Source organism: Streptomyces arenae, from assembly GCF_022343545.1.
Classification (GTDB): domain Bacteria; phylum Actinomycetota; class Actinomycetes; order Streptomycetales; family Streptomycetaceae; genus Streptomyces; species Streptomyces humi.
This window is the reverse complement of record NZ_JAKQYH010000096.1, coordinates 85,875-97,818: the sequence shown is the minus strand read 5'-3', so window position 1 is coordinate 97,818 and position 11,944 is coordinate 85,875. Positions and strand designations below refer to the sequence as shown.

Annotated in this window: 12 protein-coding genes; 11 read left to right on the top strand and 1 reads right to left on the bottom strand. The window is 72.2% G+C overall.

Translation table 11 applies throughout. The features are described from left to right. From MB828_RS45320 to MB828_RS45270, 11 genes are all read left to right on the top strand, one after another. Window positions 1-764 (top strand): hypothetical protein (locus MB828_RS45320; RefSeq protein WP_301653265.1); only part of this gene is annotated, 764 nt, incomplete at its 5' end. Window positions 765-968: 204 nt separating this feature from the next. Continuing rightward, window positions 969-2,564 carry an ABC transporter substrate-binding protein gene (locus MB828_RS45315; RefSeq protein ID WP_301653264.1) on the top strand — a complete coding sequence of 532 codons (1,596 nt, stop codon included), beginning with the start codon at window positions 969-971 and terminating at the stop codon, window positions 2,562-2,564. Window positions 2,565-2,568: 4 nt separating this feature from the next. After that, a complete protein-coding gene (locus MB828_RS45310) occupies window positions 2,569-3,528 on the top strand; it encodes an ABC transporter permease (protein WP_133021995.1) in 960 nt (319 codons plus the stop codon). Next, a complete protein-coding gene (locus MB828_RS45305; RefSeq protein ID WP_301653263.1) occupies window positions 3,525-5,609 on the top strand; it encodes a dipeptide/oligopeptide/nickel ABC transporter permease/ATP-binding protein in 2,085 nt (694 codons plus the stop codon). Before MB828_RS45310 ends, MB828_RS45305 begins: the two co-directional genes overlap by 4 nt. After that, on the top strand, window positions 5,606-6,604 hold the full coding sequence (locus MB828_RS45300) for an oligopeptide/dipeptide ABC transporter ATP-binding protein (RefSeq protein WP_301653262.1): 999 nt from the start codon (window positions 5,606-5,608) through the stop codon (window positions 6,602-6,604). The genes MB828_RS45305 and MB828_RS45300 overlap by 4 nt, the downstream gene beginning before the upstream one ends. Further along, window positions 6,604-7,530, top strand: a complete 927-nt coding sequence (locus MB828_RS45295) for a dihydrodipicolinate synthase family protein (RefSeq protein ID WP_301653261.1) — start codon at window positions 6,604-6,606, stop codon at window positions 7,528-7,530. The genes MB828_RS45300 and MB828_RS45295 overlap by 1 nt, the downstream gene beginning before the upstream one ends. Window positions 7,531-7,599: 69 nt before the next feature. After that, the gene (locus MB828_RS45290; protein WP_046729856.1) at window positions 7,600-7,866 is read left to right on the top strand and encodes a hypothetical protein; all 267 of its coding nucleotides are present in this window, start codon (window positions 7,600-7,602) and stop codon (window positions 7,864-7,866) included. A 49-nt stretch (window positions 7,867-7,915) separates the two neighbouring features. After that, window positions 7,916-8,665: a DNA repair protein RecO gene (gene recO / locus MB828_RS45285; RefSeq protein ID WP_133021999.1), complete on the top strand. Its 750-nt coding sequence runs from the start codon at window positions 7,916-7,918 to the stop codon at window positions 8,663-8,665. Window positions 8,666-8,682: 17 nt separating this feature from the next. Next, a complete protein-coding gene (locus MB828_RS45280) occupies window positions 8,683-9,522 on the top strand; it encodes an isoprenyl transferase (protein ID WP_301653260.1) in 840 nt (279 codons plus the stop codon). 87 nt (window positions 9,523-9,609) lie between these two features. After that, complete coding sequence (locus tag MB828_RS45275; RefSeq protein ID WP_301653259.1) at window positions 9,610-10,962, top strand: histidine-type phosphatase; 1,353 nt, start codon at window positions 9,610-9,612, stop codon at window positions 10,960-10,962. Between the two features lie 23 nt (window positions 10,963-10,985). Beyond that, window positions 10,986-11,522: a YcxB family protein gene (locus MB828_RS45270; RefSeq protein WP_301653258.1), complete on the top strand. Its 537-nt coding sequence runs from the start codon at window positions 10,986-10,988 to the stop codon at window positions 11,520-11,522. A 1-nt stretch (window position 11,523) separates the two neighbouring features. On the opposite strand, the gene MB828_RS45265 is transcribed toward MB828_RS45270, so the two are convergent. Further along, complete coding sequence (locus MB828_RS45265; RefSeq protein ID WP_133022003.1) at window positions 11,524-11,937, bottom strand: Fur family transcriptional regulator; 414 nt, start codon at window positions 11,935-11,937, stop codon at window positions 11,524-11,526. Between the last annotated feature and the right edge of the window lie 7 nt (window positions 11,938-11,944).

Sequence of the window (11,944 nt, the reverse complement as noted above, 5' to 3'; positions counted from 1 at the left end):
CCGCCCCCACCGTGCTCTCCAGCGCCCGCCCCGCCCCGACCGGCCAGGCCACCCCGACCGGCCCGGCCACCGCGTCGGCCTCGACCCCGACCGCCCCGGCCCCGACCACCTCGGCACCGGTGGCGACCCCGACAAACCCCGCCCGCCCGGCGTCCGCGGCGCACCAGCTGCTGGACGGGATCACCTTCGAACAGGCGGCCGCCGGACTCGGCGCCTGCCTCGACTACAACAAGGCGCACCGCCTGCCCAAGGACCCGACCTACACCGACCTGGGCAAGCCGGCCGACTACCGGATCATCCTGGCGATGCGCAGCACCGGCGACTCCAACGCCCCCGGCGACGGCTACTTCGTGGTGGCGGTGCGCGAGAAGCCGGTGCCTGCCCGGCTCATCTGCACCGTCAAGGACGGCGCGGCCTCCGGCCTGAACACCAGTGTCGGCGACCCCTTCGGTGACGCGGGCACGCCCGTGGTGCCGGACATGAACAGCGGCAAGCTGTACCAGCAGTCGGTCATCGACAAGGGCGACTGGAAACTGCCGTTCCGCTGGGGGATCATCGGCGGCCACCGCACCTCGGTGACCCGGATGACCGTCTCCTACGGCGGCGACGCGGGCCAGGTGGTCCTCGACCACGGCTGGTTCGTCGCCACCGGCACCCTGCACGAGCAGGTCACCAGGGCCCCGCACCTCAAGGGTTACGACGCGACCGGCAAGCTCGTCTACGACTCCGACCAGGACCCGTCGTACGAGAAGACCCTGCCCTAGGTTCCCTGTCTTCGACCCTGGGCGCCGGTCGCCGGTCGCCACCCGTCGGCCGGCGTCCGGCGGTGTCCGCTCGCGGTGTCATTGGTCCCACCTCTGGTGGTTTACGCCATTCGCGTGCGTTGTCTTGACCGTCCCTGAACCCACTCTTATGGTCGCGCTTACACAGGACGTCCGACGTCTCCTTCCCCCCACGCCGGAGGCACCGTGCGCGACCAGGCGACCCACGCCCGCAGGACGTTCCTGAAACAGGCGGGTGCCCTGGGCGCCGCCGCCTCGCTGACCGCCTGCGGGCCCAGGTCCACGATCGACCTCGGCGGCACCGGTGCCGACCGCACCCTGACCGCCGTGATCGGCTACGGCAACGACGGCAGCTGGGACCCCACCCAGACCGCCTCCGCGTTCGCGATGGCCGCGAACAACCACATCTACGAGGGCCTCGCCGACACCGACCCGATCACCCGCGCCCCCTACCCGGCGCTGGCCACCCGGCTGCCCGCCGACCCGAACGCCACCACCTGGCGGTTCACCCTGCGCCCCGGCGCCACGTTCCACGACGGGCGACCGGTCACCGCCGACGACGTCGTCTTCGTCTTCGACCGGATCCTCGACCCGGCCACCCCGACCCTCGCCCAGGGCTTCTTCGCCGGCTGGCTGAAGGAGGTTCGCAGGGTCGACACCGGGACCGTCGACCTGGTGCTCCGCTTCCCCTTCCCGGACGGGATCGCCCGCCTCACCCTCGCCAAGATCATGCCGAGGCACGTGTTCGCCCGGCCCGGCGCCTGGGACGACGCGATCAGGGGACTCGCGGTGGGCTCGGGACCGTACCGGCAGACCGGCCACCACCCGAAGTCGAACACCACCTTCGCCGCGTACGACCGCTACAACGGCCCCCGCAGGCCCGCCTTCCCGCGGATGAACTGGCTGACGATCGTCGACGCCGCCTCCCGCGTGGCCAGGATCTCCGGGGTGGACGCGGGCGCGCAGATCTCCGACAACATCCCCTACGCCAACATCCCCCGCCTCGAACAGGGCGGCCTGTCGGTCGGCGGCGGGGCCGGGATGAACAACCTGTTCCTGATGTTCAACACCAGGCAGGGACCCTTCGACGACGTCCGGGTCCGGCAGGCCCTGCACTACGCCGTGGACAAGAAGAAGATCGTCGAGGTCGCCCTCAAGGGACACGGGAGACCCGCGAGTTCGTTCCTGAACGAGGCCAATCCCGCCTACCGCAGGGCGAGGACGGTCTACGACCACGACCCGGACCGGGCGAAGGCGCTGCTCAAGGCCGCCGGAGTCAGCGGACTGCGCATCGACCTGCTCGCCGTCAACGTGAGCTGGATCGTCGACTGCCTGCCCACCATCAAGTCGTCCTGGGACGCGATCGGCGTCCCCACGACCCTGTCCCCGCAGGAGACCACGGCCGTGTTCACCAAGCTGGACCAGAAACAGGACTACCAGGTCGTCGCCGCCGTCTCGAACCCCAACCAGTTCGGCCTCGACGCCGACCTGATCATGCGCTACAACTACGGCCCCGAGAACCTCTGGACGGGCTACGCCCGCTGGGCCGACGACCCCGTCGCCAAGCGGCTCTTCGAGGACATGGACGCGGCCACCCGCGAACCGGACCCCGACAGGAAGCGGGCGATGATCCAGGACTACATCGACGTCGTCGCCGAACAGGCCGTCATCTACCCGGTCGTCCACAACGAGCTGATCACCGCCTGGGACCCGCGCCGGCTCACCGGCATAAGGGCCCAGCCCTACCCCGGTATCAACGTCCTCACCGCCAAGTGGGCCTGACGGCATGACCGCCGTCCTGCGCATCCTGCTGCGCCGCGTCGCCCTGCTGGTGCCGCTGCTGCTCGGCATCGCCCTGTTCGTGTTCCTGGTGATGCGCTTCTCCGACGTCGACCCGGCGTCCGCGTTCTTCCAGGGCGCCAACCCCACCCCGCGGCAGCTCCACGACTTCCGCGAACGCAACGGCCTCCTCGACCCGCTCCCGCTGCGCTACGTCCACTTCGTCGGCGACCTGTCCCACGGCGACCTCGGTACCAGCGCCCTCACCCGCACCCCGGTCCGCGACCAGGTCCTCACCGCGCTCCCGCTCACCCTCCAGCTGACCTTCCTGGGCCTCGGCATCGCCGTCGTCCTGGCGCTCGCCGGCGGCGTCACCGCGGCCGTCCACCGCGACCGCAGGACCGACCAGGTCATCCGGGTGCTCTCCCTGGTCGGCGTCGCCGCCCCCGCCTTCTGGCTGGCGCTGCTGATGATCCAGTACCTCGCCGTCGACCGCGGCTGGTTCCCGTCCGGCGGCTACATCAACCCCGAGGACTCCGTCACCGGCTGGCTGCGGACCATGGCGCTGCCCGCACTCGCGCTCTCCCTGCCGGTCGCCGCCCAGCTCACCCGTGTCGTCCGCACCTCGGTGGTGGAGGAACTCGACAAGGACTACGTCCGCACCGCGATCGGCGGCGGCCTGCCGCCCCACGTCGTGGTCGGCCGCAACGTCCTGCGCAACGCCCTGGTCAACCCGCTGACCGTGCTCGGTCTGCGGGTCGGCTACCTGCTCGGCGGCGCGGTCGTCATCGAGACCGTCTTCGCCCTGCCCGGCATGGGCAAGCTGATGATCGACGCGGTCCAGAACGGCGACCCCGCCGTCGTCCAGGGCGTGGTCCTGACCACCGCCACCGGCTTCGTCGTCGTCAACCTCGTCATCGACATCCTCTACCTGTTCGTCAACCCACGTCTGCGGGAGGCGACATGACGACGTTCACCCGCGCGGCCCTCACCACCGCCCTGGCCCGGCCCGGCGTACGGCTGCGCAGACTGCCGCCGGCGTCGAGGGCGGCCCTCGCCTTCCTCGCCGTGATCGTCCTGGTGGCACTGTGCGCCCCCCTCCTCGCCCCCGACGACCCCCTCGCCCAGCAGGCCCCCGCCGACGGCACCGGACACCCTTCCGCCGGCCACTGGATGGGTCAGGACAGCCTCGGCCGGGACATCCTCAGCCGGCTGATGTACGGCGCCCGCTGGTCCCTCGCCATCGGCCTCGGCGCGACCGGCCTCGCCCTGGCCGCCGGCGCGCTCCTCGGAGCGCTCGCGGCGACCTCCCGCAAGGGCGTCGACGAGAGCCTGATGCGCTGCCTGGACGTGGTGATGGCGTTCCCCGGCATCGCCCTGGCCGCCGTCCTGGTCGCCGTCTTCGGCGGTGGCATCACCGTCCTGATCTGCGCGATCGCCTTCCTCTTCACCCCGCCGGTGGCCCGCGTCGTCCGGGCGAACGTCCTCGACCAGTACGGCGAGGACTACGTCACCGCGGAACGGGTGATCGGCGCCCGCACCCCGCACATCGTCCTACGCCACGTGGCGGTCAACTGCGCCGCTCCCGTCCTGGTCTTCTGCACGGTCCAGGTGGCCGAGGCGATCGTCTTCGAGGCGTCCCTGTCCTTCATCGGCGCGGGCGTCCGCCCCCCGGACCCGTCCTGGGGCAGCGTCATCGCGGACGGCAAGAACATGGTGCTGACCGGCGGCTGGTGGGCCACTCTCTTCCCCGGTCTGCTGATCCTCCTCACCGTCCTCGCCCTGAACCTCCTCTCCGAGGGCGTCTCGGACGCCTGGGCGTCGCCGGCACCGAGGCAGCCGGAACCGACGGAGGCCGACCCGGTGGAGACCGACCCGGTGGAGACCGACCCGGTGGAGACCGTGGAGCGGGGCGAGATCCTGGAGCTGCCGGGCCTGACGGAGGCGGGGGAACGGCTCCGCGCCCGGGCCCGCCCGCTGCCCTCCCGGGAGGGCCCACCGGTCCTGTCCGTGCAGAACCTGACGATCGCCTTCCCGGACCGCCACCGGGGCGTGAACATCGTCGACGGCATCAGCTTCGACATCCACCCGGGTGAAGTGCTGGGCCTGGTAGGGGAGTCGGGCTGCGGAAAGTCCCTCACCGCGCTCACGATCATGGGTCTGCAACCGAAGACGGCCCGGGTGACGGGCGAGATCCTCTTCAACGCCGTCGGCCGAAGCGCCCCTTCAGGGGCGCGGGGCGATATGGAATATGCGGCTACCGCCGCGCGGGCGCGAACAGCCACAACGCACCCGCAGCCGCCCGTGGACCTGACCACCCCCCACCGCCGCCTCCGCCGCCTCCTGGGCCACGAGATCGCGATGGTCCACCAGGACGCCCTGTCCTCCCTGAACCCCTCCATGACCGTCAACGCCCAGCTCAAGCAGCTCACCCGGCGCGGCGGCCACCGCACCCCCACCGAACTCCTCACCCTCGTCGGCCTGGACCCCGCCCGCACCCTCCGCAGCCACCCCCACGAACTCTCCGGCGGCCAGCGCCAGCGCGTCCTGATCGCGATGGCCCTCTCCCGCGACCCCCGCCTGATCATCGCGGACGAACCCACCACCGCCCTCGACGTCACCGTCCAGGCCCAGGTGATGGAACTCCTCCTGCGCCTGCGCGAGGAACTCGGCTTCGCGTTGATCCTGGTCTCCCACGACCTGGCCCTCGTCGCGGACGTCACCGACCGGGTGGTGGTGATGTACGGCGGCCAGCTCGTGGAGACCGGCGTCACCGCCGAACTGGTGGGCTCCCCGGCCCACCACTACACCCGCGGCCTCCTCGGCAGCGTCCTCTCCCTGGAGTCCGGCGCCGCCCGCCTCACCCAGATCAGGGGCGTGGTCCCGGCGCCCGCCGACTTCCCCGCGGGGTGCCGGTTCAGCAGCCGCTGCCCCGCGGCGGGCGACGTCTGCCGTACGACACCGCCGGCCCTCCTCGGCGCCCCCGCCCACACCGCGGCCTGCCACCACCCGGCCGTCGACCTGGCCGGCACGGAGGCGGTGACATGAGCGTGGTGGAGCTGTCCGGCGTCCACGTGGTGCACCGGGCCCGCGGCGGCGGTCTGTTCGGCGGCGACCGGGTGTACGCGCTGACCGACGCCGACCTCAGCGTGGCGGCCGGCGAGACGGTCGGCGTGGTCGGCGAGTCGGGGTGCGGGAAGTCGACCCTGGTCAAGGTGCTGGTCGGCATCCAGCGGCCGACCGCGGGGACGGTCGCCGTCCACGGCCGTGACCTGTGGGCCATGTCCGCGGCCGAACGCCGCAGCGCCGTCGGCGCCGGCACCGGACTGGTCCTCCAGGATCCCTCGACCGCCCTGAACCGCCGGCTGCCCGTCGGCCGAGTCCTGCGCGACCCGCTGGACGTCCACGGCCGCGGCACCAAGGCCGAACGGGAGGACCGGGTGAAGGAGTTGATGAGCCTGGTCGGGCTGCCGCGGGCGCTCGCCGGGGCGCTGCCCGGCCAGCTCTCCGGCGGTCAGCGCCAGCGCGTCGCGATCGCCCGCGCGCTCGCCCTCGACCCGCCGCTGGTGGTGGCGGACGAACCGACCAGCGCCCTGGACGTCTCGGTCCGCGCCCAGATCCTGAACCTCCTGCTGGACCTGCGGGAACGCCTCGGTCTCGCGATGGTCTTCGTCTCCCACGACATCCAGACGGTACGGCGGATGAGCGACCGGGTGATCACCATGTACCTGGGCCGGATCGTCGAGGACACCCCGGCCGCCGACGTCACCGGCGACGCCCGCCACCCGTACACCCGCGCCCTGTTCTCGGCCACCCCCGGACTGCTGAGCCCCGTCGACCCGATCCCGCTGACCGGCCCGGTCCCCTCGGCGACCCGGCCGCCGTCCGGGTGCCCGTTCCGCACCCGCTGCTGGCGGGCGGACGACACGTGTGCCGCCCGCATGCCTGACTTCGCGGCCGCGTCACGCCCCGGTCACCGCTACCGCTGTCACCATCCGTTGGAGGAGGACCAGCCGAGCCGCAGCCTGCCCCGGGAGACCTGATGCCCCTTTCCGCCCCGCTGACCGGAGTCGTACCGCCCGTCTGCACGCCCTTGACCCCGGACCGCGAGGTGGACGTCCCGTCCCTGCGCAGGCTCGTCGACCATCTGATGACGGCCGGCGTGGACGGCCTGTTCGTCCTCGGCTCGACGTCGGAGGCGGCCTATCTGACGGACCGGCAGCGCCGACTGGTCACGGAGACGGTGGTGGCCCGGACGGCCGGCCGGCTCCCGGTCCTGGCGGGCGTCATCGACATGACCACACCCCGGGTCCTGGACCACGTCGCCGCCGTCACGGCGGCGGGCGCGGACGCGATCGTGGTCACCGCCCCCTTCTACACCCGCACCCACCCCGCCGAGACCGCCCGCCACTTCCGCCTGGTCGCCGGCCGCTCACCCGTCCCCGTGATCGCCTACGACATCCCGTCCGCCGTCCACACCAGGCTCCCGGCCGGCCTGGTGCTCGAACTGGCCGCCGACGGGGTGCTGGCCGGTCTCAAGGACTCCAGCGGGGACCTGGCGGGCTTCCGTGAGGTCGTCGTCGGCAGCCGCGGCCTGCCCGGCTTCGGCGCGCTGACGGGCTCCGAGCTGACCGTCGACTCGGCGCTGGCGCTGGGCGCCGACGGGGTGGTACCGGGGCTCGCCAACGTCGACCCGGACGGCTACGTCCGCCTGTACCGCCTGTGCCGCGCGGGCGACTGGGAGCGGGCGCGGGCCGAGCAGGAGCGGCTGTGCGGCCTCTTCCGGATGACCGGCGCCGGCGACCCGGCCCGGATGGGCGCGAGCTCGGCGGCGCTGGGGGCGTTCAAGACGGCACTGCACCTGCGCGGCGTGATCGACTGCCCGGCGACGGCCGAGCCCCAGGTACCGCTGTCGGAGACGGAGACCGAGTGCGTGGCCAAGTTCCTCGCGGGGGCCGGGCTGATGTAGGCGGGCCGCCCGGGGCGCGGTCCGGGTACAGTCTCCGGCCGAGTCTAGGCACGCAGCGCCACCTCAGTGATGCGAAGCGTGAAATCGGCAGGGGCGGGGGAGCCCAGTGAGGTGAACGCGAAGAACCTGCCCATCGGCTCCTGCGCCGTCGACACCCGTACCGGACGGCTGGGCATCGTCATGGGGCACGAGGGCCCCTACGTGCAGTTGCGGCCGTACGGGGGAGGCCGTGAATGGGACGCGCACCCGGATGCCGTACGCGTCGCCACCCAGGCGGAACGGCTCAGCGCGGCCACCGCCCACGCCAACGCCCGCAGCCGCGGCGAGGTCCCTTGAAGGTCCCGGCCGGGCCCGGCGCACCGCGGCGGCAGGGCAGAATGGGCCCATGAGCCTGTTCCGCGACGACGGCATCGTGCTGCGCACCCAGAAGCTGGGTGAGGCGGACCGGATCATCACGCTGCTCACCCGTGGTCACGGCCGGGTGCGGGCCGTCGCCCGGGGGGTGCGGCGGACCAAGTCGAAGTTCGGGGCCAGGCTGGAGCCGTTCTCCCACGTCGACGTGCAGTTCTTCGCCCGGGGGAGCGAACTGGTCGGGCGCGGGCTGCCGCTGTGCACGCAGAGCGAGACCATCGCGCCGTACGGCGGCGGGATCGTCGCCGACTACGCGCGGTACACCGCCGGGACGGCCATGCTGGAGACCGCCGAGCGGTTCACCGACCACGAGGGCGAGCCGGCCGTGCAGCAGTACCTGCTGCTGGTGGGGGCGCTCCGGACCCTCGCCCGCGGCGAGCACGCCCCCCACCTGGTCCTCGACGCCTTCCTGCTGCGCTCCCTCGCCGTCAACGGCTACGCGCCCAGCTTCGCGGCCTGCGCCCGGTGCGGGATGCCCGGCCCGAACCGGTTCTTCTCGGTCGCCTCCGGCGGCAGCGTCTGCGTGGACTGCCGGGTGCCCGGCAGCGTCGTACCCTCACCGGGGACCCTGGTACTCCTCGGGGCGCTGCTTACGGGAGACTGGGAGACGGCGGACGCGGCCGAGCCGCGTCACGTCCGGGAGGGCAGCGGCCTCGTGTCCGCGTATCTGCACTGGCATCTGGAGCGGGGGCTGCGCTCGCTCAGGTATGTAGAGAAGAGCTAGAGGGAGACGAGAAGCACATGGTCGTACGCGGGATCCTGGGACGCCAGCGCCGCGAGTACACCGCGCCGGAGCCGCACCCCTCCGGCGCCCGCCCGCCGAAGCTCCCGGGCGAGCTGGTCCCGGGCCATGTGGCCATCGTCATGGACGGCAACGGCCGCTGGGCGAAGGAGCGCGGGCTGCCCCGCACCGAGGGCCACAAGGTCGGCGCCGAGCAGGTGCTGGACGTGCTCCAGGGCGCGATCGAGATCGGCGTCCGCAACATCTCGCTGTACGCCTTCTCCACCGAGAACTGGAAGCGCTCGCCCGACGAGGTCCGCTTCCTGATGAACTTCAACCGCGACTTCATCCGCAAGTCCCGCGACCAGCTCGACGGACTCGGCGTCCGGGTGCGCTGGGCGGGCCGGATGCCCCGGCTGTGGAAGTCGGTCGCCAAGGAGCTCCAGGTCGCCCAGGAGCAGACCAAGGACAACGACCGGCTCACCCTGTACTTCTGCATGAACTACGGGGGCCGCGCCGAGATCACCGACGCGGTGCAGGCGATCGCCGAGGAGGTGAAGGCGGGCCGCCTCGACCCGTCGAAGATCACCGAGAAGACGCTGCAGAAGCACATGTACTACGGGGACATGCCGGACGTGGACATGTTCCTGCGGCCCAGCGGCGAGCAGCGCACCTCCAACTACCTGATCTGGCAGAGCGCCTACGCCGAGATGGTCTTCCAGGACGTCCTGTGGCCCGACTTCGACCGCCGCGACCTGTGGCGGGCGTGCCTCGAGTTCGCCTCCCGCGACCGGCGGTTCGGCGGGGCGATCCCCAACGAGGAGCTGCTGGCCATGGAGGGCGACCAGGAGAGCGACTGACGGCCACCCGCCGTTCATGAGGGCCGTCCAGGATGCGGGAGTTGATGCCTGGCCACCCCCCGTCTCCCGCGTCCGAAACGGTCCCTCATGAAGCGCGTCACGCCCGCCCTCGCCCTCGGCGCCCTGTTCCTCACCGCGCTGCCCGCGCACGCCACGGACAGCGGGCTCGCCCACCGCGACAGCTACGGCACCAAGGCCGTGTACTCGCCCGGCCCGAACCCGCGCGGCTACCAGCGGCCGCCCGCCGGTTACACCGCCGTCTTCACCGAGAACGTCTCCCGGCACGGTTCGCGGTCCGCCACCGACGGCGAGGACGGCGACACGATCCTCGCGCTCTGGGACCAGGCCCGTGCCGACGGCCAGCTCACCGCGCGCGGCAGGAAGTTCGGCCCGGACGTGCGGGTCCTTGAAGCGGCCATGAGCACGGTCGGCTACGGCAACCTCAGCGGCCGCGGCAAGGACGAGCTCCGCGCCACCGCCGTCCGCCTGGAGAAGCGCCTGCCGGGCCTGTTCTCCGCCATCGCCGCGAACGGCGAGAAGATCGACGTCGTCAGCTCCGGCCAGGGCCGCGCCGTCGACAGCGGTACGGTCTTCGCCACCGCCCTCACCGACGCCGACCCCGCGCTGAAGCCTGCGCTCGGCCCCGCCCGCGTCGACAAGAACCTGCTCTACTTCCACAAGTCGTCCGGCGGCGCCGACTACCAGAAGTGGCTGGCGGGCGACGAGCGCCTGGCCACCACCCTGAAGTCGGTCACCGGCCAGCCGGCCTCGCACCAGGCCGCCGCCCGCGTCCTCGGCAGGATCTTCAAGCCGGCGTTCGTCCAGCGCGTCGTGGACGGCGAGTTCGCCGCCACCGCCGACGACATCACCGCCGCCACCGCCGTCTACGACCTCTACGCCATCGCACCCGCGATGAGCGAGGAGAGCCCGGACGGCAGGGGCTGGGACTTCGGCCGCTACCTCGCCCCGCGCGACGCGGCCTGGTTCGGCTACCTGAGCGACGCCGAGGACTTCTACGAGAAGGGCCCGAGCTTCGCGGACAGCGACATCACCTACAAGATGGCCCAGCCCCTCCTCGACGACCTCTTCCAGCAGGTCGAGGCCAAGCGGGACGGCACCAGCACGCTGGGCGCGGAACTCCGCTTCACCCACGCCGAGGAGATCATCCCGCTGGCCGCGCTGATGCGGCTCCCGGGCAGCGAGCGGGCCGCCGCCCCCGGCAGCACCTACACCTACGAGAACAACCCGTGGCGCGGCGCCGAGGTCGCCTCCCTCGCCTCCAACATCCAGTGGGACGTCTTCCGGAAGGGCGACGACTACCTGGTGCGGATGCTCTACGACGAGAAGGAGATCGCCTTCAAGGCGGGCTGCAAGCCCGTTTCCAGGGGCAGCACGTTCTACGACCTGAACGAGCTGGAGAAGTGCTTCGACCGTAGCTGACCGGCGCCGGTACGATCCGCCCCATGGTCATGGACATGGGGCGGGACGCCGGGCAGGGCGTGGTGGAGCTGGCCTACCAGCACGTCGTGGGGGACTTCCAGGGGGCGCTGCGGGAACGCGAGCGGCTGCGGCGGCGCAGGTGGCTACGGTGGTGGGCCGTCGGTGCCATCGCGTTCGCCTTCGTGCTGAACGCCTCGCTCTCGGCGGCGGGGCGCGAGAAACCCGACTGGTTCCTGCTGATCCTCATGCCCCTGGCCGCGGCCCTGCTGTTCCTCACACCCCGGCTCCAGGCCCGCGCCTTCCTCAAGCTCGCCGCCCACAACGGCGCGTTCCGCGCGACCGTGTCGGACGCCGGGGTGACGGTGGCCAACGACAACAGCACGACGTCGGTCAACTGGTCGGCGCAGCCCCGCTACCGGGAGACGGCGGACGCCTTCATCACCTACAGCGACGACAAGAACGCCTCCTGCTTCACGGTGCTGCCCAAGCGGGGCCTCACGGCCCCCGCCGACACCGACCGGCTGCGCGCGATCCTCGACCGGCACCTCGCGCGCGCGTAGCTCAGCAGCCCCCCGCGCAGTCCGCGCAGGTGCCGAAGATCTCCACGGTGTGGGCCACGTTCACGTACCCGTGCTCGGCGGCGATGGCCTCGGCCCACTTCTCGACGGCGGGCCCCTCCACCTCCACCGCCTTGCCGCAGACCCGGCAGACGAGATGGTGGTGGTGGTCGCCCGAGGAGCAGCGCCGGTACACGGACTCGCCCTCGGACGTGCGCAGCACGTCCACCTCACCGGCGTCGGCGAGGGACTGGAGCGTGCGGTACACCGTGGTGAGGCCGACCGAGTCGCCCTTGTGCTTGAGCATGTCGTGCAGTTCCTGCGCGCTGCGGAACTCCTCGACCTCGTCCAGGGCCGCCGCCACGGCTGCCCGCTGACGGGTCGAGCGGCCCTTCACGGGCGGTCCAGCGGTCGTCACCGGTTGC

What these genes read in the sequence shown, in the direction of transcription:
- MB828_RS45310 (WP_133021995.1), top strand. Translation starts at nt 2,569, where the DNA reads ATGACCGCCGTCCTGCGCATCCTGCTGCGCCGCGTCGCCCTGCTGGTG.
- MB828_RS45305 (WP_301653263.1), top strand. Translation starts at nt 3,525, where the DNA reads ATGACGACGTTCACCCGCGCGGCCCTCACCACCGCCCTGGCCCGGCCC.
- MB828_RS45300 (WP_301653262.1), top strand. Translation starts at nt 5,606, where the DNA reads ATGAGCGTGGTGGAGCTGTCCGGCGTCCACGTGGTGCACCGGGCCCGC.
- MB828_RS45295 (WP_301653261.1), top strand. Translation starts at nt 6,604, where the DNA reads ATGCCCCTTTCCGCCCCGCTGACCGGAGTCGTACCGCCCGTCTGCACG.
- MB828_RS45290 (WP_046729856.1), top strand. Translation starts at nt 7,600, where the DNA reads ATGCGAAGCGTGAAATCGGCAGGGGCGGGGGAGCCCAGTGAGGTGAAC.
- recO (WP_133021999.1), top strand. Translation starts at nt 7,916, where the DNA reads ATGAGCCTGTTCCGCGACGACGGCATCGTGCTGCGCACCCAGAAGCTG.
- MB828_RS45280 (WP_301653260.1), top strand. Translation starts at nt 8,683, where the DNA reads ATGGTCGTACGCGGGATCCTGGGACGCCAGCGCCGCGAGTACACCGCG.
- MB828_RS45275 (WP_301653259.1), top strand. Translation starts at nt 9,610, where the DNA reads ATGAAGCGCGTCACGCCCGCCCTCGCCCTCGGCGCCCTGTTCCTCACC.
- MB828_RS45270 (WP_301653258.1), top strand. Translation starts at nt 10,986, where the DNA reads ATGGTCATGGACATGGGGCGGGACGCCGGGCAGGGCGTGGTGGAGCTG.